This window comes from Aminobacter aminovorans (assembly GCF_900445235.1).
Classification (GTDB): Bacteria; Pseudomonadota; Alphaproteobacteria; order Rhizobiales; family Rhizobiaceae; genus Aminobacter; species Aminobacter aminovorans.
The window spans coordinates 1,164,694-1,185,883 of sequence record NZ_UFSM01000001.1 but is presented as its reverse complement, the minus strand read 5'-3'; the positions used below and the strand labels follow the sequence as shown (position 1 = coordinate 1,185,883).

Sequence of the window (21,190 nt, the reverse complement as noted above, 5' to 3'; positions counted from 1 at the left end):
GTCTCCTAGTGGCGGCCGCCTTCGAGATAGGCTGCGCGAACCTCGGGATTGGCGAGCAGGTCCTTGCCGGTGCCGCTCATCGTGACCAGGCCATTGACCATGACGTAGCCACGGGTGGCGAGCTTGAGCGCGCCGAAGGCGTTCTGCTCGACAAGGAACACGGTCAGCCCTTGGGTGCGGTTGAGCTCGCGGATGGCGTCGAAGATCTGCTTCACGATCAGCGGCGCCAGACCGAGCGAAGGCTCGTCGAGCAGCAGCAGCTTGGGTCGAGCCATCAGCGCGCGGCCGATCGACAGCATCTGCTGTTCTCCGCCCGAAAGCGTGCCGCCGCGCTGGCCGATGCGCTCCTTGAGACGTGGAAACAGCGTGAACACCTTCTCGACGTCCTCATCATAGTATTTGAGGTTGTCGAGGCTTGCGCCCATCTGCAGATTTTCCATCACAGTCATGCGCGGGAAGATGCGCCGACCCTCGGGCGATTGCGCAATGCGCAACCTCGCGATCTCGTGCGTCGGCATGTCGGTGATGTCGGTTCCGGCGAAGGTGATGGTGCCGCGGCGCGCCCTTGGTGTGCCGAAAATGGTCATCATCAGCGTCGACTTGCCAGCGCCGTTAGCACCGATCAGCGCGACGATCTCGCCTTCATTGACAGCGACGTCGACGCCGCTGAGGGCGCGGATGTTGCCGTAGTAGGTCTCGACACCTTTGATGTCGAGCAAGGTCTTAGCCGCCGTCACTTGCCACCTCCGCGCTTGGCTTTCGCCGGCTTGGCCGCTTCACGCGCCAGCGCCTTGGCCTGCCCCACCCAGTCTTCCCGTTCGATGCGGCCGTCAAAGGCGAGATAGGCCTCAGCCGCCGCGATGTCCGACTTCTTCCACGCCGCCACCTGGTCGAAATGGAAGATACCGTGCTCGTTGAGCTTCTTCTCGTTGACCGGCCCGATACCCTTGATCGCGATGAGCCGGTCGGCAACGCCGCCACGCGGAGCGGCAAGTACGTTGGAGATGGTCTTCGGAGCTGAGGGCTTCGCGGCGGCAGGTTTGGACGCCGCCGGCTTGGCGGCAGCCGGTTTGGGCGCTGACGTCGCAGGTTTGGCGGCCGGTGTTGCCACAGCCTTGGCCGCAGCCTTCGCAACCGGCTTGGCGGGTGCCTTTGCCGCAGCCGTTGGTGCCGGTTTTGTCGGCGTCTTCATTTCGGCTTTGGCAACCGCTGGCTTGGCAGCCGGAGCAGGCTTGGCGCTGCCCTTTGGTGCCGGCGTGGCCGTGCCTGCAGACTTTACGACCTTTGCTGTCTTGGCAGCAGGTTTTGCGGCTGGTGTCGCCTTGGCAGCCGGTTTCGCCGGCGGCGTGGCCGTGCCGGTCGGCTTCGCAGCGGTCGTGGCTTTGGCAACCGGCTTGGCCGATACAGCGGCTGGCTTGGCTGCCGGAGCAGCCTTCGCCGGGGCCTTGGTCGTTGTCTTGGCAGCAGCCTTCGGCGCATCCGCCCTGGCGACTTGCTTTGCAGGTGCCGGCGCTGCCTTGGCCGCGGGTTTGACCGCCTCTTTCACGACCGCAGGCCTGCTTGCCTTGGCCGCAGGCTTCGTCTCAGCCTTTGCCACCACCTTGGCAGCGGCTGATGCCTTGCCGGCTGCCGCCTTGGGCGCAGGCTTGACCGGCGCAGACATCAATCCCACGGCTGGTGCCGCCGCAGGCTTGGCCTTCGGCGCCTTTCTGGCGGGAGCCACCTGGCTTGCAGACGCGGCGGCTGCTCTGGCAGCCTGCGCTTCAACCTGACTGGCTTTCGATGCGCCCTTGGAGACCGAGACGACTTCGCCATGACCATCGCTGTGGCCAATGGTGTCGCTTACCGGTCCGGCCATCATCGACGAAGACGAACCAGGTCCATGGGCCGGATCCGGCATGCCTTCGAGCTCTTCGATGACCTGCTCGTCGCCAACCTCGACCAGAACGTTGGAAACCTCTTCGTCGTCAACGCCGAGATAGGCGGCAATGACCTTCGGATCCGTCCTGACCGACATCGGGTCGCCATCGGAAATCTTGCGGCCGTATTCCAGCACCACGACATGGTCGGAAATCTGCATGACCACCGACATGTCGTGCTCGATGAGCAGGATCGAAGTGCCGGTGTTGTCCTTGATGTCGTTGAGCAGCGTATTGAGCGCCAGCGACTCTTTAGGGTTGAGGCCGGCCGCCGGCTCGTCGAGGCAAAGCAGCTCGGGCCCGGTACACATGGCGCGCGCAATCTCGAGGCGGCGTTGTGCGCCATAGGGAAGATCGCCCGCCGGATCGTCGGCACGGTCGAGCAGCTCGGCCTTTTCGAGCCAATGCTTGGCAAGCTCGACTGATTCAGCCGACGCCCTGCGGTAGCCGCCAAGGCCGACCAGGCCCATGACGGTAAATCCGGAGGCCTTCATCAGCTTGTTGTGCTGGGCGACCAGAAGATTCTCAAGCAGCGTCATGCCCGAAAATAGCCGGATGTTCTGGAACGTACGCGCGACCTTGGCCTTGGCCGTGATCTGGAAGTCCGGCATGCGCTCAAGCAGGAATTCCCCGCCTTCGCGGCCGTTGAACCGGATCATGCCTTCGGTCGGCTTGTAGAAACCCGTAATGCAGTTGAAGACCGTGGTCTTGCCGGCACCGTTCGGGCCGATCAGCGCGGTGATTTCCCCGCGCTTGGCCTCAAAGGACAGGTCGCCGATGGCCACAAGGCCACCGAATTTCATCGACAGATGCTCGACCTGAAGGATCGGCTTGCTCATGGATGCGCTCGCGTTCATCAGCCGTGTCCTTCCTTGGTGAAGGAACTGGAGACAGCTTTTCGTTCATGCAGGAAGGCCGTGGGTTCGCGGCTGCCGACGAAACCTCGCGGCTTCCACAGCATCACGATGACCATCGCCATGCCAAACAGCAGCATGCGGTAAAGCTCAGGCGTGAAGTCCGGCCCGAAGACGTGCTTGAGGAACTCCATCTCGCGCAGGATCTCGGTGCCGCCGATCATCACCGCGGCCGCGACCGCGATGCCGACCAGCGACCCCATGCCGCCGAGCACCACGATAGCCAGGATGATCGCCGATTCCAGGAAGACGAAGGATTCAGGCGACACGAAGCCCTGGCGCGCGGCGAAGAACGAACCGGCGAAACCGCCGAACATGGCGCCTGTCGCAAAGGCGGTGAGCTTGGTGGTGGTGGTGTTGATGCCGAGCGAACGGCAAGCGATCTCGTCCTCGCGCAGCGCTTCCCAGGCGCGGCCGACCGGCATGCGGCGCAGGCGGATGGTGACGAAGGCAGTCAGCAGCGCCAGGCCAAGGATGAGGTAGTAGAGGAAGATCTTGTAGTAGGCGCCGGACTGGGCAATGCCGAGCACCTTGGCGATGTAGTTGGGATCGGAGACGTTGAACGACATCAGCCCGAAGAAGCTGACCTTCGGGATGCCGGAGATGCCGGCAGCACCGTTGGTGACTTCGCGCCAATTGATCAGCACGAGGCGGATGATCTCACCGAAGGCGAGCGTGACGATCGCCAGATAGTCGCCTCGAAGCCGCAGCACCGGGAAACCGAGGATGACGCCCCAGAAGGCGGCCATGATGCCGGCCACCGGCAGCAGGATCCAGAACGACCAGCCGAGCTGTGTTGCCAAAAGCGCATAGGCATAGGCGCCGACGGCGTAGAAGGCGACGTAGCCAAGATCGAGCAGCCCGGCGAGACCGACAACAATGTTCAGGCCCCAGGCCAGCATGACGTAGATCAGGATCTGGATGCCGAAATTGTCGACCCACTTGAGCGAACCCTGGAAGCCGCCAGCCATCGACCCCGTCAAGAGCGCGAGGATCAGCACGACAACGATTGGATAGGCGATCAGGACGCCGACGCCGAGGGCCGAAAAGTGGTTATGGATGAAGGCGCGGAAGTAGAACAGCACCGAGGCCAGCGCATAGATGATCGCCAGCGCACGGAAGAAGCGCAGGTAACCAGCCAGGCCGGAACCGAAAATCCCGTCAAGCGAGCCGGCGAACAACAGAAGCACCGCTGCGACGACCAGCGCCCCAATGAAGTAGGGCAAGCGGAAGAACCGCGTCGCCACGCTGTCGGGCAGCAGCCCGCTGGCGACATCGACGATCTTCTGCCGTGCCATGAATGGCTGCGCATAGGCGACGTAGAGGAAGCGGCCGAGCATGACCAGGCCGACGACGATGGTAAGCAGGCCCCAGCGCGGAACGAGGACCAGTTCGTTGCTGATGTTCTGGTCGGTCTTGAGGCCGATGAAGAGGAAGAAAAGGCCAAACGCGATGATACCCGCATAGAAGGCCTCGCGAAGGCCGTGCTGCAAGGGGCTGGCGGTCTCTTCGCGTGAAGCTTGGGCGATATTGGCCATGTTGTCAGACCTTCTCGACTTCGGGCCGGCCAAGGATGCCGGAGGGCAGGAAGATGAGCACGATGGCGAGGATCGAGAACGCTGCAACGTCCTTGTAGTCGATCGAGAAGTAGGCCGACCACATGCTTTCGATGAAGCCGATCATCAGGCCACCAATGACAGCTCCCGGCAACGAGCCGATGCCGCCAAGCACCGCCGCCGTGAAGGCTTTGACCCCGGGCACGAAACCGTCGGAGAAGGCAACGACACCGTAATACATGAGGAACAGCGTACCGGCGACGGCGGCAAGGGCTGCACCCATGATGAAGGTGATGGAGATGGTGCGGTCGACGTCGATGCCGAGCAAAGCCGCCATTTTGCGGTCCTGCTCGCAGGCGCGCTGGGCGCGGCCGAGCGAGGTCTTGTTGACGAGGTACCAGAACAAAGCGAGCAGCAGGGCGGTGACCACGACGATGATGATCTGCTTCAGCGAGATCGAGATTCCGCCGACATTGTAGACCTGGCTGACCATTGGCGGGATCGGCTTGTTGCGCGGACCCTGGGTGACCTGAACGAAGTTGGACAGCGCGATCGACATGCCGATGGCGGTGATCAGCGGCGCCAGGCGGAAAGATCCGCGCAGCGGCCTGTAGGCCACCTTTTCGATCGTCCAGTTGTAGAGGCTGGTCAGGAGCATCGCCACGACCATCATGATCAGCAGGGCGATGACGACCGGCACCGAATAGAACATGGCGCCCAGGATCAGGAACACGATCAGAGCGGTAAACGCCCCGAGCATGAAGATGTCGCCATGGGCGAAATTGATCATGCCGATGATGCCGTAGACCATCGTATAGCCGATCGCGATCAGGCCATAGATGGACCCCAGCGTCAGCCCATTGACCAGCTGCTGGACGAAATATTGCATATGGATGCGGCTCCCCTGGAATGTCGCGCGTGCACGCATTCCTTTTGATATTTCCCCTAGTCCTAAAGTTTCGAGCCTGGATTGCAACGTGATTCTTCAACCCGTTGCGGCTTGCCGGACAGCGTTTTCCGCCGCCTCTGTTTTTTGTTGTCCAGGCCCTGGACTATCGCGAAACCTATCATTGGCTCAACGCAATGTCTTTGCCGATTCCGGTGATTTTGCGCGCCGATATCGAAGAATGTAGCGCCAAGATACGTAACCGCAACAGTTCCTTGCGTCTTGCCGATGGTCTCTTTCCTATGAATGTCTAGACATATTGGCTGCTCCAGCTCCCTGCCATACGACTATTTGACTATGAACCCATGCGCGAACGGATCGCGATCGTCGATGAAGATGGTGTTCAATCCAGTCATCCGCGCCCACCCCCCGATCGAGGGAATGATGGCCTTCTTGCCGGCCACCTCGACCTCGCGTTCGACCCGGCCCTTGAACAGCGAACCGATGATCGATTCGTGCACGAAATCGTCGCCGGCCTTGAGCTTGCCCTTGCCATGAAGCTGCGCCATGCGCGCCGACGTGCCGGTGCCGCAAGGCGAGCGGTCGATGGCCTTGTCGCCATAAAAGACGGCGTTGCGGGCATGCGCCTCGGCATGCTTCGGCGCACCCGTCCACAGCATGTGCGACAGCCGGTTGATGCCGGGATTTTCAGGATGCACGAACTGGTATTTTTCGTTCAGCCGCTGCCGCACGACAGGGCTCCAGGCGATAAAATCGCCGGCGGTGTAGTCGGCCATGTCGCGGTAGTTTTCCTGCGGCTCGACGATGGCGTAGAAATTTCCGCCATAAGCGACGTCGACCCTGATCTCGCCGAGTACAGGGCATTCGACCGAAAGCCCTTCGGCATGAAGGAAGGACGGCACGTTGGTGATGCGCACTTCCTCGACATAATCGCCGACCTGCCTGTACTCGGCAATCACGAGGCCAGCCGGCGTGTCGAGGCGCAGCGTACCCGGCGTCTTCGGCTTGATCAAACCGTGCTCGATCGCCATCGTCACCGTGCCGATGGTGCCGTGGCCGCACATCGGCAGGCAGCCCGAGGTCTCGATGAACAGGATGGCTATGTCGCAATCCTCGCGCGTCGGCGGATAGAGGATCGAGCCTGACATCACGTCATGGCCGCGCGGCTCGAACATCAGCCCGGTACGGATCCAGTCGTATTCGGCGAGGAAATGCGCTCGCCGCTCCATCATCGTCGAGCCTTCGAGGCGGGGACCGCCGCCTGCCACCAGCCGCACAGGATTGCCGCAGGTGTGGCCGTCGATACAGAAAAAGGAATGGCGCGCCATGCAGATACCTTGCGTCAGAAACGTTGGGCGGAAAAGGGGGTGAGATCGAGAGGCGTCTTTTGCCCGAGCATGCGGTCGCGCACCAACCGGCCGGTGGCCGCCGCCTGGGTCAGGCCGAGATGGCCATGGCCGAAAGCGTAGTGGACATTGGGGTGGCTGCGCGAGCCGCCGATGACCGGAAGTGAGTCGGGCAGCGACGGTCGGAAGCCCATCCATTCGCGCCCGCCAGACGAGTCGAGCCCGGGCAGGAACTTTCGCGCCTTTGCCAGCATCGCCTTCGAGCGGGCATAGTTTGGCGCCCGCGAAATGCCCCCAAGCTCCACCGCGCCGCCGACGCGCAGGCCGGTGGCGAGCGGCGTAATGACGAAGCCATGGCCAGAGAAGATCAGCTGCCGCTTTACATCGAAAGCACTGGTGGGGAGCGTGGTGTTGTAGCCGCGCTCGGTTTCAAGCGGGATGACATCTCCAAGCTGACGTGCCAGCAGATGCGACCAGGCTCCGGCTGCGATCAGCACCTGGCGGGCGAACAGTGTGCGGCCCTGTTTGAGCTGGATCAGGATGCGGTCGCCGGCCAGCCTGACGAGCCCGACATCGCCCTTGACGAAGGAAGCGCCGCCGGCCTCGGCATGGCGCCAGATCGCCTTGCCGAGGTCCTTCGGGTCTGACACCGTCTTCCAGCCGGGCACGAAGGTGCCGCGTGTAAAGCGATCGGCCAGCCCAGGCTGATAGCCGGCGAACTCGCGTTTCTCGAGGTGCTGATAGGAAATGCTGAAGCGATCACGCGCGGCCCAGCTCGGCAGCGCCGCCTTGAACTCCGCCTCGCTCTCGTAGAGCTCGAGCGAACCGTCCTCGCGCAGCATCGAGCCGGTGCCGGAGCGCGCCATCAGCAAGGCCCACTCCTGCTCGGCGAGCTTCATCAGCCCGGCTTGTGCGGCAAGGCTCGCCTCGTAGTTGGCGGGCGCCCCGGCACGCCAGAAGAGGAAAAGCCATGGCGCCAGTTTCGGCAGATAGGCAGGCGGAATGGTGAGCGGGCCAAGCGGGTCGGCCAGCCATTTCGGCACGTTGCGCATCATGCCCTTGTGGGCAAGCGGCAGGACATCGGAGAAAGCAAAGGCCCCGGCATTGCCGGAGCTGGTTTCCTCACAGACGCCTGTACGGTCGAAGACCGTCACCTTACGCCCGGCTTCGGCGAGATAGGCAGCTGCCGCGATGCCGACGATGCCGGCGCCGATGATGGCGATGTCGATCTCGTCGACGGCTGCACTCATGCCTTGCGTCTCCCCCGGCTCCCCTCGCCTGCAGCGTCGCCGTCCATGTGAAGCGACGCCGCAGCTTGTCGAATTGGTGCATGCTCCCGCCCGAAAATCGATCCCGATTTTCGAGCCATGCACTCAGAACGACGGCAGCTTGGGTCGAACTTCCAACGCGTCCTTGATGATCTTCTCGACTGCATTGCGACGCTCGCCCGACAGCGGCTTGCGCGGCATGCGCACGCGGTCGTTTGAGCCGATCGCCAGCACCTCGGCAAGCTTGATGTTCTGGACAAGATAGGTCGACACGTCGAGGTCGAGCAGCGGGCGGAACCAGCGGTAGATGGCGAGCGCCTCTTCACGCCGACCCTGTTTCATCAGCTGGTAGATGGCGACAGTCTCGCGCGGGAAGGCGACGACGAGGCCTGCGACCCAGCCGATGGCGCCGACCGACAGCGCCTCGAAAGCAAGGTTGTCGACGCCGGTGAACAGATCGTAGCGGTTGCCCAGGCGGTTGATGATTTGGGTCGAGCGGCGGATGTCGTCGGACGATTCCTTGACGGCGACGAAGCGCTTGTCGGAAGCCAGCTCCTCCATCTGGTCGACGGTGACGTCGACGCGGTAGGCGAGGCGGTTGGAATAGATCATGACCGGCAGGTCGCCGGCCTCGGCCACGGCGCGAAGGGCCGCGACTGTCTCTTCCGGATTGGTGTGGTAGATCGGGCTCGGCACGACCATCAGGCCGGAAGCGCCTTCCTTTGCGGCGCGCTTGGCGACAGCCGCCGCCTCGCGGGTGCCGGCCTCGTTGACGGTCAGAAGTACCGGCTTGCCGGCGGCAACCTTCTGAGCCGTCTTCAGCACTTCGATCTTTTCGTCATGCGAGAGCATCGGGCCCTCGCCGAGCGAGCCGGCGACGATCAGGCCGTCGCATCCAGCCTCCATCTGCAGCGCGAAGCAGCGCTCCATTTCGGCATGGTCGAGGCGATCGTCCGCCGTGAATTTGGTGGTGACTGCTGGGATGACTCCGGCCCACATGGCGCTTTCTCCGTCTGATATATCAGTGATATATGACAAGGCGGCCAACATTGTCAATCGGCAATCGCATCTGATATATCAAAAATATATCATTTCGCTTTCAAGAGATTCGGTCATGCAAGCTGAGAAACTGGAACCGGCTGCGACACGAGCCTACCACGAGCTCGAACGGCTCATCGTGACCCTTGAACTCGCCCCTGGCACCGTCGCCACCGAAGGCTCGCTGATCGACAGGCTCGGCCTCGGTCGCACGCCTGTGCGTGAGGCGATCCAGCGCCTGGCCTGGGAAGGACTTGTCGAGATCAGGCCACGCGCCGGCCTGGCAATTGCGCCGCTGCACCCTGGCGACTGGCTGCGCGTGCTCGACGCGCGCCGTGGCATCGAGGTCGTGCTGGCGCGCTCGGCAGCGCGCTTCGTCACCCGTGACGCAGCCAATCAGTTCCACGCAGCAGCCCTTGCAATGCAGAAGGCGGTGATCGCCGCCGATGTGCTCGGCTTCCTTGCGGCCGACAAGGCGCTCGACGAGGCGCTCGCCCTTGCCGCCGACAACGACTTTGCCGCCCGCCTCGCAGCACCCCTGCAGACCCACAGTCGCCGTTTCTGGTTCCGCTACCAGCGCGACACCGGCCTCGCAGCCTCTGCCGAGCACCACGTCGCGCTGATCCGGTCCATCCTCGAGCATGACGAGGAGGGCGCCGCCCAGGAAGCCGAGCGGCTGATGGCCATGCTGCGCGCCCACGCCGAAGCAGCGGCGACGCGGTAATGCCGCGTCAGATCGATCAGTGCCTGGGTTTGGTTTCCCGCGCGTCCTCGACTGAACTCTCCCAGCCGTCACCGGCCGCGAGGACGCAACTGCGCCCCGTGACCTCCGACATCAGCACGGTCCAGGTGCCGTCGTCGGCGACGTAGATTTCGAAGATGGCAGCGTCGCTCGTGAAAACCATCCTTCCCCGCGACGGTAGCGTCATGACTGCTGCTGTGCTGAACGGTAAAGCCTCACCTTAGCACGACCGGCCGGGGCATTGGGCCGTTCCAGCACCCCTGCGCAGTCCTGAAACCGTGATTCCGACAACCCGCTGCGCACCCATGCGTCGCAGGCGGGCGGCACCTCAGCCATTACCTGGCTCGCACAAGGGCAGTTTCTCGATCGCGTCGTCGGACAGCAATTTTCTCAGATTCACCGACGACACCAGGAAATACTGCTCGTCCGCCTTGCTGCGCATGAAGATCTCGACCGCCAGCGCGCCAGGATTGATCGCGCCATCGCGGCAGCCACCCGCGATCGTCACCGAAATGCTGCCCTTGCCGTCCTTCCTGCCGGTCGCCTTGAAAGCGCGCGCCTTCGCCTGCGCGGCGGCCAGCCGGGCCATGTCGGCCTGAGCGACACGCGCAACCTGGACCCGCTCGAAGGACGGACTGGCCGACACCCCCGGCGCATTGTCGCCGGCGACGATCTCCAGCGGCAGCTTCTCGTTGATCGGGCCATATGGAGGCGGCGCGTCCATGGCGAAATGCAGCACGACATCCCTGTCCGCAACTTGAGTGGAACCGGCATGACGGCTGCGACGCTCATCTGCTCCGGCGCGATCTGCAGGGGGTCAAGGCCGGCAAGCCTGGTCAGCGCCATCGGGTTGAGCGAGGCGCAGGCAGACAGCGCCAAGAGCCCGGCCAGCGCCGCAATCGAACGTCCTTGAGCCGACATAGTGCCTCCATATGGTTGTTTGACAGTGTCGACTTATTGTTTTACGATAATTTTTGCAAACAGAATTTGAAGAGGCAAGAAATGAAGGCTGCCCGCGAACGTGCCCGGCTGCTGAGCCGACGGATGGAAATGCTGATCTCGGCCCTGATGGGCGTGATCGCCCTGTTTGTCGCCTGCGGCCTCTGGCTGGCCTGGTCGGACCCCGCCTGGATCAGCAACTTCATCATCGAAAAACTGGCACTTCCCAAGCCGGCACAGCTGTCGGCTTCAACCGTGCTGCTGCTGGCCACTGCATTTCTCGCGCAGGCAGGCTTGCTGCTCTGGGCACTGCACACGCTGCGGCGGGCGTTTCGTGAGATGGCATTGCATGACATCGTCGGAGCCGAGAGCGCGCGCTTGATGCGGCTGTCGGGTATCGCCTTTCTCGTCAATGCCGTTGCGACGATCCTGGCCCCGCCGCTGGTATCGTTGATCCTCAGCCTTGACATGCCGGCGGGCCAGCGTTTCCTGGCAATCAGCTTCAGCACGCACGAACTGCTGGCCCTGATCCTGTCGGGCATCCTGATCGTCTTCGGCCACCTGCTTGCGGTGGCGTCCGAGATCGACGACGACAACAAGCGGTTCGTCTGAGATGCCCGTCGTCGTCAATCTCGATGTCATGCTGGCGCGCCGCAAGATGCGCTCGAAGGAGCTCGCGGCAAAGATCGGCATCACCGAACAGAACCTGTCGCTGTTGAAATCCGGCAAGGTGCGCGGTGTCAGGTTTTCGACGCTGGCGCGCATCTGTGCCGAGCTTGATTGCCAGCCGGGCGACCTGCTGGAGTATCAGCCGGGACCTGAAGAAGAGGACGAAACGTAAAACGGGCGCCCAATGGGCGCCCGTTTCATTTTGGTCTTGGGGAATGGGTCCGTTCATCGTCAGAATGAGGAACTCAGCACCGTAGTTGACGCCCTGCCCCGCGTCGCGGACGCGCAAACAAGGAACCGTCGGGCTTAGTTCATCGTCGGAATGACGAACTCAGCACCGTCCTTGACGCCCGACGGCCAGCGCGAGGTGACCGTCTTGGTCTTGGTGTAGAAACGGAAGGCATCCGGGCCATGCTGGTTCAGGTCGCCGAAGGACGAAGCCTTCCAGCCGCCGAACGTGTAGTAGGCGATCGGAACCGGGATCGGCACGTTGATGCCGACCATGCCGACCTGGACGCGGGATGCGAAGTCGCGGGCCGCATCGCCGTCGCGGGTGAAGATGGCGACGCCATTGCCCATCTCGTGGTCGTTGGCGAGCTTGATGGCATTCTCGTAGGTCGGCGCACGCACCACCGAGAGAACCGGGCCAAAGATCTCTTCCTTGTAGATGCGCATGTCTGCGGTGACATGGTCGAACAGGCAGCCGCCCATGTAGAAGCCATTCTCATAGCCCTGCATCTTGAAGCCGCGGCCGTCGACGACAAGCTTGGCGCCTTCGTTGACGCCGATGTCGACGTAACCCTTGATGCGCTCCAGCGCCTCGCGGGTGACCACCGGGCCGAAGTCGGCCGAGGAGTCGGTCGATGGGCCGACCTTCAGGCTCTCGACGCGCGGCACCAGCTTTTCCATCAGCCGCTCGGCCGTGTCATGGCCGACGGGAACCGCAACCGAAATCGCCATGCAGCGCTCGCCTGCCGAGCCGTAGCCGGCGCCGATCAGGGCGTCGACGGTCTGGTCCATGTCCGCATCCGGCATGATGATCATGTGGTTCTTGGCGCCGCCGAAGCACTGCACGCGCTTACCGTTGGCGCAGCCGCGGCTGTAGATGTACTGGGCGATCGGCGTCGAGCCGACAAAGCCGACAGCCTTGATGTCAGGATCGTCGAGGATCGCGTCGACCACCGTCTTGTCACCGTTGACGACGTTGAGGATGCCTGCCGGAAGACCTGCCTCGAGGAACAGTTCGGCGATGCGCAGCGGCACGCCCGGGTCGCGCTCTGACGGCTTGAGAATGAAGGCGTTGCCGCAGGCAATCGCCGGCGCGATCTTCCACAGTGGGATCATCGCCGGGAAGTTGAACGGGGTGATGCCGGCGACGACGCCCAGCGCCTGGCGCATCGAATAGACGTCGATGCCGGGGCCGGCACCATCGGTGAACTCGCCCTTCATCATGTGCGGGGCGCCAATGCAGACTTCGACAACTTCGAGGCCACGCTGGATGTCGCCCTTGGCGTCGGCAATGGTCTTGCCGTGCTCGCGCGCCAGGAGCTCGGCCAGCGAGTCGTATTCCTTGTGCACCAGTTCCAGGAACTTCATCAGCACGCGCACGCGGCGCTGCGGGTTGGTAGCGGCCCAGGCAGGCTGCGCTGCCTTGGCGTTCTCGACGGCGGCGCGCAGTTCCTGCGCCGAGGCCAGTGCCACGGTAGCGCGCACCGAGCCGTCCATCGGCTGCAGCACGTCCTGCTTGCGCCCGCTGGTGCCGGCGACATGCTTGCCGCCGATGAAATGACCGTAGTCGACCATTGTTTCTCTCCCAATTCTTTGTTGATGGCTCATTGTCCTGCTTAACGCGCGCCTTTGCAACGCGAGGGTGAACGCAACCGTTGTGCAGAAAATAAAGCCCGGCGGGAGCTTGAATGCGATTTCATGCATAGTAGGGTGCGCGGATTGCAGCCCTTCGCCTGAGGTTGGAACCACCGATGAACTGGGATGACGTCCGCATCTTCCTCGCCGTGGCGCGCACCGGCCAGATCCTCGGCGCGGCACGCCGGCTGGAGCTCAACCACGCAACGGTTTCACGGCGTGTGGCAGCACTCGAGGAGGCGTTGAAGACAAAGCTGTTCCGGCGGTTGACCACCGGCAGCGAGCTGACACCGACCGGCGAGCGTTTCCTCGAAGTCGCCGAGCGTATGGAAGCCGACATGCTGACCGCGCGCGCCGAGATCTCAGGCGAAGGCGACGAGGTGTCGGGCACCGTGCGCATCGGCGCGCCCGATGGTTTTGGCGTCGCCTTCCTGGCGCAGCGCCTGGGTACGCTGACCGCTCAACATACCGACCTGCGCATCCAGTTGGTGCCGGTCCCACGGACATTTTCGCTGTCGCGGCGCGAGGCCGACATTGCCATCACCACTGAGCGGCCGAGCGAAGGCCGGCTGGTGGCGGCAAAGCTGGTGGACTACTCACTCGGCCTGTTTGCCTCGCGCGCCTATGTCGAACAACACGGACTGCCCAACTCGCGCACCGAGCTTTCGGCCCACCGCCTGATCGGCTACGTGCCCGACCTCGTCGTCAGCCCCTCGCTCGACTACGCCGCCGAGTTCAGCCCTTCATGGGAATCGGCCTTTTCGATTTCGTCCGCGCTCGGCCAGGTCGAAGCGGTGCGCTCGGGTGCCGGCATCGGCATCCTGCACACCTTCATTGCCCGAACGATATCAGAGATTGTTCCGGTAACCGCAATCCCGCCGATCCGCCGCGCCTACTGGCTCGTCTATCACGAGTCTGTCCGGCCGCTTCGCCGAATCCAGACGGTGGCGGGCTTCATCACCAAGTCGGTGGAGCGCGAACGGGCGCTGTTCATCTAATCCCTTCCGACAATCTCGCACATCCGCTAACACTATGGCGTCGCGTCCAGTTGGACCGTGAAGGACGCTGCGGGATTTTGACATGTGCATGATCCTTTCCAAAAACCGGCTCCGATCTTCGGGGTTATGCATGCGTTCCAACTGAGGAAACCGATTTGCTGTCCCGTCCCTACGCAGAATTGCTGCGCAAGGCCCGGCGCGCCACACGACGCGCCGACGAGGCTGAGGACCTTTTGCAGACGGTTCTTGTCGCGGCAGTCGCAGCCGGGCGCGCCGACCTGTCGAAGATCGAGAACCGGCGCTGGCTCGAAGGCGCCCTGCGACGCCGCGCCGCCTTCGATGCGCGTTCGGCGGTACGACGCAGAAAACGCGAGGCGCCATTCGCAGTGGGGAGCTGCGAGCAGACGCCCCATGAAACCGTGCCGGTTCAGTTCGTCGCGAATTTGCCGCCCAGCCTGCGCACGACCACGCTTCTGGCCCTGACCGGTCATACGCGACAGGAGATCGCCTGGCTGCAACGGCTTGCGGATCCGACGCTTCGCCAGCGCATCGCCGAAATCCGCAAGCGCTGGCTGGCCTTTGGCGGCGGTCCCGTAAAAGAAATTCCTGGCCTGACCGGCACGCTCGCCTTCGGCAGTATCAGGCGCGCCCTGCTCGCGATGACAAGACAGCCGGGCACTCTGCTCGCGAGCCACGACCCCGACGGGCATCTTTTTGTGATCGGGACCTCACGAAACCCCTCGGCACGGCAACTCAACAGACGTGCAACTGAAATCACGGAGTGACCAAATGTTCGGCAAAAGCAAACTCGGCAACATCTGCTATTACGTCTCGGACATCGACAAGACCGAGGCTTTTTATAGCGACGTCATGGGGCTGGACGTCCAGCGTATGGAAGGCGACGGAGAGGGCGAGGGCGACTGGCTCATCGCAAGTACCGTCAATGGCGTCGACCTGATCTTCTTCGTGATGGAATCGCACCCGGGCAACTCGCCGATCATCGTCTTCGAGATCGCCGAAGGCGGCATCGACGACGTCGTCTCGACGCTGGCCGACAAGGGCGTGACCATCGTCACGCCGGTCAGCCACGCGCCGGGGGGATGGTCGTCCGAATTCGCCGATCCCGACGGCCACGTCATCTCGATGTACCAGTCGACTGAGCTGCCGCGCTCGCTGAAAAAGGTCGCCTGAGCTCAGCCCCAATAGCGCTCCGGGCCAAGACCGCTGATATCGATCTCCGGCTCACGGCCGGAGATCATGTCGGCCAGGATCTTCCCCGAGCCGCAGGCCATGGTCCAGCCAAGCATGCCGTGACCGGTGTTGATGTAGAGGTTCGGCAGCTTTGTCCGGCCCAGTATCGGCGGACCGTCAGGCGTCATCGGCCGCAAGCCGCACCAGAACCGCGCCTCGCGCAGATTGCCCGCCCCCGGAAACAGCTCATGCAGCGAGCGCTCAAGAGGGGCGCGGCGGGATTCGTGCAGGGTCAGGTCGAAGCCCGACATCTCCACGGTGCCGCCGACGCGGATGCGGTCGCCGAGCCGTGTAATGGCGACCTTGCTGACATCGTCGATGACAGTCGAAACCGGAGCGGCATCAACATCGGCGATCGGCACCGTCAGCGAATAGCCCTTGAGCGGATAGAGCGGCAAACGCTGGTGCAGTTTGCGCATGAAGCGTTCGGAATAGCTGCCCGCCGCCAGAACGAACGCATCGGCTTGCCCAGGGCCGTCGACGGTGACGCGCTGGACTTTTCCAGCCCAGGTGTCGATCGAAAAGACCTTCTGGCCGAACTTGAACACGACACCGCGCTCGATGCAGAGCTCCGTCAGCCTTTGCGCAAACAAGCGGCAGTCACCGGTCTCGTCGTCGGGCAGGCGCAGGCCGCCGGCAATGTCGTGGCGCGCACCCGCAAGGCCCGGCTCCGCTTCAACGCAGCCTGCCGCATCGAGAATCTCATACGGCACCTCGAGCCTGTCGAGCACGGCAACATCTGCTGCGATGCCGTCGAGTTGCTCCTGGGTGCGAAACAGCTGCAGCGTGCCGTGGCTCAGTTCGTCATAGGCGATGTCGGTGCCTTCGCGCAGCACACGCAGCATGTCGCGGCTGTATTCAGCGAGCGGCACCATCAGCGACTTGTTTGTGGTGTAGCGATCCGTCGTGCAATTGCGCAGCATCCGGGCCAGCCACATCCACATCTTGGGGTCGAATTTCGGCCGAAAGGAAAATGGCCCATCCTTCATGGCGAGCCATTTCAGCGCCTTGAGCGGAACTCCGGGTGCCGCCAGCGGCGAGGCGCAGCCGGAGGAGATCTCGCCCGAATTGGCATAGCTGGCCTCTTGCGCCGGCCCCTTCTGGCGGTCGTAGACGACCACCTCGTGCCCAGCCTCGGCGAGATAGTAGGCGGTCGTCACTCCGATGATCCCGCCGCCGACGACTATGACCTTCATTGCGCCCCCAGCTGCATGCCCTGAACCCGTCATTGGCTCCCGAGCGTGCGCATTCTCGAATTGCCGCTGCCTCGGACGCGGACCCGAGGCGCGGCAGTGGCGGCTCAGGCCGCCGAAGGGCCTGGATCATCGCCGTTCGTCGAGATGTGCCGGATTTTTCCCGGCACGCCAAGAGGTTGTGGCTCATCGGCGCTGAACACCAGCACTGGGAAGCGGCGTTCCGGCGGATTGGCCCGAACTTCCGGCGCAGCGATACCCGGCCGGGCCGCCTCTGGCTGGTAATGGATCTCTTCGACGCGGATGGTCTCGGTCGCGCCGCGGCCGCAGTCGACCGATATCGACTGGCCCTTGCGCAGGCCAAGCAGGGCGAGCCCGCGCGGCACGGTGATCGGGATGATCTGGCCGACCATGCCGTCCATCGGACCGTGCGCGACGATGCGGGTGTGGGGCGCACCACCGTCGACGCTGAAGGTGACGCGGCTGTTCAGCGTCACCACGTCGGCATCGGCCTCGTTCGAAAACACCACTTGGGCCGAAGCTAGCTTCAGGCGCAAAAGTGCCACCAGCGGGCCACCCGACCACGCCAGGCGGTCGAGCATCGTCTTGACGATGGCGAAATCCTTTGTCGTCAGCTGACATTTGGACATGGCTTTTCTCCGCAAGCACCGGCGTTTCCCGGCATGCAGCGCCGGGCGTCAAGGTGGACGCACAGGCGGGATTTCAGAATTGGGCTGGTTGAGGCTCGCGCGCCGTCAATTGGCGTCCGCCCGCGGCGCCTCTACGGCAACGATCTCGAGTTCGAGACGGCGCCCGTCGCGCGATGTCCAGGCAACTGACTGACCTTCGCGAAGACCGATCAGCGCTGCACCGACAGGCGTCAGGATCGAGACCTTGCCTTCGGCGATGTCGGCCTTCCCGGGATAGACCAGCGTCACCGTCTTGACCTCGCCATCGCCGCCACGGAACGTCACTGTCGAGCCCATGCGCACGACATTGGCCGGGATGCGGCTGAGCGGCTTGATCTTGGCGCGCTCCATTTCGGCGAGCAGTTCCTCGGCAATGCCCGGCAGGCGTTCGAGGCTGGATTCGGCGAGGCCGGTCAGCCTGGCATGGTCGTTTTCGCTCACCACGATCTCATGTTCGCGGCGCTGCTTGATGTTCTGGCGCAATGGATGCCTCACGGATTTTCGTCCAGCCGTCGCAATAGACGCGCACGACCGGTCCGTCCGCACAGAAGCGGACGTGCCCAAATGTTCAGACCGTTCCGCTATGCGGCCCGGTTCTCATGAATAATGCGTTGAAGAATTGGCCCCTGGGGCTCGGACGTCGCAAAGCGACCGAGCCGGGGCTAGAATCCCGCGATGGGGCAGACCCGGAACAAGGCAAAACTGCCAATATGAGCGTAAGTGCACATGGCTGGAGGGTCGCCGACCCCGCCCTGCTTGTCAAGGGCGGCCAGATGGAGAGCTATCCGGCCAAGTGCCTGAACGCCGCGACAACCTCGTCATAGACCTTGCGCTTAAACGGCACGATCAGCTCGGGCAGATTGAACATCGGCTTCCATGCCCAGCGGTCGAATTCGGCCGAGTGACCGCCCGGAGGCGGGTTTATGGCGATCTCGTTTTCCTCGCCCTCGAAACGGAAGGCGAACCACTTCTGCGTCTGGCCACGATATTTGCCCTTGAAGGCAATACCGAGCAGATGCGGCGGCAGGTCGTAATTGATCCAGTCGGGCGCCTCGGCGAGCAGGCTGACACTGCGCATGCCGGTCTCTTCGTAAAGCTCGCGTATGGCCGCCGGATAGGGATCCTCGCCCTTGTCGATGCCGCCTTGCGGCATCTGCCACAGTTGGTCGGTATCGGAAAGCTCGCTGTCCGGCTCGGCGATGCGGCGTCCCGCCCACACCATCCCCCTGGCATTCAGCACCATGATGCCGACACAAGGACGGTAAGGAAGGTCTTCGGGCGCGATCTTGGTCTTCGACATCAATTCCTATCCTCGTTCGGGGTCACTCGCGACGGCCGAGATCGGCACGATCTCGATGCCGCGCTTGCGTGCCTCGCTTGCCCACGAGGCAACGGCATCGACAGTGACGTCGAATGCATTGCCTGTACCGATGGCAAAACCCTTGGCACGCGCCGTCCGCTCCAACTCGTCGAGCTTGTCGAGGATCGCGCCGCGATCCTGCACGCCGTCGATGATCGCATCGCCCGCGGCAAAGGGCACGCCGTTCTTCAGCGCCGTCTCGGGCGCCAGGCTGCGTGCCGAAGAGCCATCGTCGACATAGCCGATGCCACGCTTGCCCAGTTCGGCCATCATCACGCCCATCGCCTCCGGGCTCGTCGAGAAGCGCGCGCCCATGTAGTTCATGACGGCGGTGTAATTGGTCGTCCGCGACAGCGTCCAGCGCAGGTTCTTGAGGATTTCCTCGGCACCGGCCTCGACGGTCAGTGTATTGCGCCCTGGATTGACATTGGGAAAGTCGAACGGCTCGAGCGGCACCTGCATGACGATCTCATGGCCCTCGCGGCGCGCCGCCTGCATCCAGCGGCCCAGGCTGTTGCCTTGCGGTGCGAAGCCGAGCGTGATCTCCGGCGGCAGCTTGCCGATCGCCGTCTGGGTTCCGGTCTGCGACAGGCCGAGCCCGCCGATCACGATCGCCACCCGCGCGCCGCGCGCGCCGGACCAGGCCCTGGCATAGACGTCGAACGGGCGGCGCCCGTCGGCTGCTCGTATCGGCAGCGGCCCGGCCGCGCTGTCCTCGATCAGCGCCTTTTCCGGCAAGTGGGCAATGCGCACATTCTGCCCGACAGCCGATGGATCGCGGACCACCACGGCACCACCCTCGCTCTCGGGTGGATTGACGCGAATGATCTGCGGGCCGCCGCTGGTCGGAGCAGGTGCCGGTTTCGGCCTGGCCACGGCTTGGGCAGGCGTGGCAACCACTTCGGGCGTCGCCACGGCAACGACTTCAGGTGTGCGAAACGGCTTCTGGCGGAGTGCTATCGAGGCCGAGGCCGCCACCAACACCACGACGCACAGGCCGGCAAGCAACGGGCGCTTGCGCAGCCAGGCGAAGCGCCTGCCTGCCGGACGGCGCGGCGCCTGTCCGAGCGGACGGTCGATTTCCTTTTCGATCTGCACCAAGCCGCCTTATGGCCGAAGCCAGCCTCCCCGAATCAAACTGCCGGAACCTTGCGGTCCCGGCAGAATGGCATTGTCATGTTGAGCAGGCCAGCGCTTCGCCGGCCGACCTTACTGCTGGTTCATCACGGCCTTGTCGGGATTGGGCGGGAAGGCCGGATCGGTCTTCTGTCCGCGCAACAGCTCAAGCGCGTAATTCAGCTGCAGGTCGTCCTTAGGCTCCGGCGGCACATAGGCAGCCGAGCCCGAACCCTTGTCGCTTTCCTCGGCACCCTTGATGTGGCCCTTGAGCTCGGATTCGCCACGGGTAACGTCGCGGCCCTGCAGGTCTGCCGGCAACGGCTGGTCGACCTTGATGTCGGGCGTGATGCCCTTGCCCTGGATCGACTTGCCCGACGGCGTGTAATAGAGCGCCGTCGTCAGCCTGAGCGCGCCGTTCTCGGCCAGCGGGATGATCGTCTGCACCGAACCCTTGCCGAAGGACTGCGTGCCCACCACGGTGGCGCGGCGGAGATCCTGCAGCGCGCCGGCCACGATTTCCGACGCGCTCGCCGAACCGCCATTGATCAGCACGATCAGCGGCTTGCCGTCGATGTCGTCGCCGGGGCGCGAGTCGAAGCGGGTGATGTCCTTCGGATCGCGACCACGGGTCGAGACGATCTCGCCACGGTCGAGGAAGGTGTCGGAGACGCTGACCGCCTGGTCGAGCAGGCCGCCCGGATTGAGGCGCAGGTCGAGCACGTAACCCTTGAGCTTGTCTGCCGGGACCTGCTTCTTGATCGTGTCGATCGCGTTCTGCAGGTCGTCGAAGGTCTTTTCGGTGAAGGAGGTGACCTTGAGGTAGCCGACGTCGTTGTCGACGCGGAACTTGACCGCCTTGACCTTGATGACGTCGCGCATGATCGACAGCTCGATCGGCTTGTCGGCGCCTTCGCGCAGGATCGTCAGCTTGATCGGCGTGTTGATCAGGCCGCGCATCTTCTCGACGGCGTCGTTCAGCGTCAGGCCGCGTACTTCCTCGCCGTCGATCTTGGAGATGTAGTCACCGGCCAGGACGCCGGCCTTGGCGGCGGGCGTATCGTCGATCGGGGTGATGACCTTGACCAGCTCGTTTTCCATCGTCACCTCGATGCCGAGGCCGCCAAACTCGCCCTTGGTCTGGACGCGCATGTCCTTGGCGGCTTCAGCGTTGAGATATGACGAATGTGGATCGAGCGAGGTCAGCATGCCATTGATGGCGTTCTCGATCAGCGACTTCTCGTCCGGCGGGGTCACATACTGGCCGCGCACGCGTTCGAAGATGTCGCCGAAAATGGCGAGTTGGCGGTAGGTTTCGGAACCCGCCGCATTCGCTGTCGAGCCGGGCGCGCCGTACACCAGGCTCATCGCGGAGCCCCCCATCAGCGCTCCGGCAAGCAGAAGCGACAGTTTACGCATCAT

General features: G+C 63.5%; 21 protein-coding genes and 2 pseudogenes. 6 read left to right on the top strand and 17 right to left on the bottom strand.

All coding sequences use genetic code 11. The annotated features are described in order from the left end of the window. Positions 1-5: 5 nt before the first annotated feature. The 8 genes and pseudogenes from DY201_RS05775 to DY201_RS05735 form a co-directional block, all read right to left on the bottom strand. The gene (locus DY201_RS05775; protein WP_115730384.1) at positions 6-737 is read right to left on the bottom strand and encodes an ABC transporter ATP-binding protein; all 732 of its coding nucleotides are present in this window, start codon (positions 735-737) and stop codon (positions 6-8) included. Continuing rightward, positions 734-988: pseudogene (locus tag DY201_RS29720) on the bottom strand (ATP-binding cassette domain-containing protein); the annotation flags it as partial. The pseudogene DY201_RS29720 and the gene DY201_RS05775, both read right to left, overlap by 4 nt. A gap of 921 nt (positions 989-1,909) precedes the next feature. Continuing rightward, positions 1,910-2,776 (bottom strand): annotated as a pseudogene (locus tag DY201_RS29715) (ABC transporter ATP-binding protein); the annotation flags it as partial. Beyond that, the gene (gene livM / locus DY201_RS05760) at positions 2,776-4,371 is read right to left on the bottom strand and encodes a high-affinity branched-chain amino acid ABC transporter permease LivM (protein ID WP_067956637.1); all 1,596 of its coding nucleotides are present in this window, start codon (positions 4,369-4,371) and stop codon (positions 2,776-2,778) included. The pseudogene DY201_RS29715 and the gene livM, both read right to left, overlap by 1 nt. Positions 4,372-4,375: 4 nt before the next feature. Beyond that, positions 4,376-5,278 carry a branched-chain amino acid ABC transporter permease gene (locus DY201_RS05755; RefSeq protein ID WP_115730383.1) on the bottom strand — a complete coding sequence of 301 codons (903 nt, stop codon included), beginning with the start codon at positions 5,276-5,278 and terminating at the stop codon, positions 4,376-4,378. 344 nt (positions 5,279-5,622) lie between these two features. Then, positions 5,623-6,624: a 4-hydroxyproline epimerase gene (locus DY201_RS05745; RefSeq protein WP_115730381.1), complete on the bottom strand. Its 1,002-nt coding sequence runs from the start codon at positions 6,622-6,624 to the stop codon at positions 5,623-5,625. A 14-nt stretch (positions 6,625-6,638) separates the two neighbouring features. Continuing rightward, entirely contained in the window at positions 6,639-7,892 is a 1,254-nt protein-coding gene (locus DY201_RS05740) for an NAD(P)/FAD-dependent oxidoreductase (protein WP_115730380.1), read from the bottom strand. 123 nt (positions 7,893-8,015) lie between these two features. After that, complete coding sequence (locus DY201_RS05735) at positions 8,016-8,909, bottom strand: dihydrodipicolinate synthase family protein (RefSeq protein WP_115730379.1); 894 nt, start codon at positions 8,907-8,909, stop codon at positions 8,016-8,018. Positions 8,910-9,024: 115 nt separating this feature from the next. On the opposite strand from DY201_RS05735, the gene DY201_RS05730 reads away from it, so the two are divergent. Then, entirely contained in the window at positions 9,025-9,672 is a 648-nt protein-coding gene (locus DY201_RS05730; protein WP_115733612.1) for a GntR family transcriptional regulator, read from the top strand. A 16-nt stretch (positions 9,673-9,688) separates the two neighbouring features. Here the strand turns inward: DY201_RS05730 and DY201_RS28925 are convergent, their stop codons facing one another. Both DY201_RS28925 and DY201_RS05720 read right to left on the bottom strand, forming a co-directional pair. Beyond that, entirely contained in the window at positions 9,689-9,853 is a 165-nt protein-coding gene (locus DY201_RS28925) for a hypothetical protein (protein WP_165915922.1), read from the bottom strand. A 165-nt stretch (positions 9,854-10,018) separates the two neighbouring features. Then, positions 10,019-10,414, bottom strand: coding sequence for a hypothetical protein (locus DY201_RS05720; protein WP_115730377.1), 396 nt, complete (start codon positions 10,412-10,414; stop codon positions 10,019-10,021). On the opposite strand from DY201_RS05720, the gene DY201_RS28680 reads away from it, so the two are divergent. Further along, complete coding sequence (locus DY201_RS28680) at positions 10,396-11,241, top strand: hypothetical protein (RefSeq protein ID WP_147297333.1); 846 nt, start codon at positions 10,396-10,398, stop codon at positions 11,239-11,241. The genes DY201_RS05720 and DY201_RS28680 overlap by 19 nt on opposite strands. A gap of 1 nt (position 11,242) precedes the next feature. Beyond that, positions 11,243-11,470, top strand: a complete 228-nt coding sequence (locus DY201_RS05705) for a helix-turn-helix domain-containing protein (protein WP_115730374.1) — start codon at positions 11,243-11,245, stop codon at positions 11,468-11,470. Positions 11,471-11,604: 134 nt separating this feature from the next. Here the strand turns inward: DY201_RS05705 and DY201_RS05700 are convergent, their stop codons facing one another. Next, positions 11,605-13,101, bottom strand: coding sequence for a CoA-acylating methylmalonate-semialdehyde dehydrogenase (locus DY201_RS05700; RefSeq protein ID WP_115730373.1), 1,497 nt, complete (start codon positions 13,099-13,101; stop codon positions 11,605-11,607). A 176-nt stretch (positions 13,102-13,277) separates the two neighbouring features. On the opposite strand from DY201_RS05700, the gene DY201_RS05695 reads away from it, so the two are divergent. From DY201_RS05695 to DY201_RS05685, 3 genes are all read left to right on the top strand, one after another. After that, positions 13,278-14,159 carry a LysR family transcriptional regulator gene (locus tag DY201_RS05695; RefSeq protein WP_115730372.1) on the top strand — a complete coding sequence of 294 codons (882 nt, stop codon included), beginning with the start codon at positions 13,278-13,280 and terminating at the stop codon, positions 14,157-14,159. Between the two features lie 155 nt (positions 14,160-14,314). Further along, entirely contained in the window at positions 14,315-14,944 is a 630-nt protein-coding gene (locus DY201_RS05690; protein WP_115730371.1) for a transcriptional regulator, read from the top strand. 4 nt (positions 14,945-14,948) lie between these two features. Next, a complete protein-coding gene (locus DY201_RS05685; RefSeq protein WP_115730370.1) occupies positions 14,949-15,350 on the top strand; it encodes a VOC family protein in 402 nt (133 codons plus the stop codon). 2 nt (positions 15,351-15,352) lie between these two features. Here the strand turns inward: DY201_RS05685 and DY201_RS05680 are convergent, their stop codons facing one another. From DY201_RS05680 to DY201_RS05655, 6 genes are all read right to left on the bottom strand, one after another. Then, a complete protein-coding gene (locus tag DY201_RS05680) occupies positions 15,353-16,606 on the bottom strand; it encodes a D-amino acid dehydrogenase (RefSeq protein WP_115730369.1) in 1,254 nt (417 codons plus the stop codon). 104 nt (positions 16,607-16,710) lie between these two features. Beyond that, positions 16,711-17,253, bottom strand: a complete 543-nt coding sequence (locus DY201_RS05675; RefSeq protein ID WP_115730368.1) for a GreA/GreB family elongation factor — start codon at positions 17,251-17,253, stop codon at positions 16,711-16,713. Positions 17,254-17,358: 105 nt separating this feature from the next. Continuing rightward, the gene (gene rnk / locus DY201_RS05670; protein WP_214391676.1) at positions 17,359-17,787 is read right to left on the bottom strand and encodes a nucleoside diphosphate kinase regulator; all 429 of its coding nucleotides are present in this window, start codon (positions 17,785-17,787) and stop codon (positions 17,359-17,361) included. Between the two features lie 286 nt (positions 17,788-18,073). After that, positions 18,074-18,592, bottom strand: coding sequence for an RNA pyrophosphohydrolase (locus DY201_RS05665; RefSeq protein ID WP_115730366.1), 519 nt, complete (start codon positions 18,590-18,592; stop codon positions 18,074-18,076). A 6-nt stretch (positions 18,593-18,598) separates the two neighbouring features. Continuing rightward, complete coding sequence (locus DY201_RS05660; RefSeq protein ID WP_115730365.1) at positions 18,599-19,753, bottom strand: divergent polysaccharide deacetylase family protein; 1,155 nt, start codon at positions 19,751-19,753, stop codon at positions 18,599-18,601. Between the two features lie 108 nt (positions 19,754-19,861). Further along, on the bottom strand, positions 19,862-21,190 hold the full coding sequence (locus tag DY201_RS05655; protein ID WP_115730364.1) for a S41 family peptidase: 1,329 nt from the start codon (positions 21,188-21,190) through the stop codon (positions 19,862-19,864).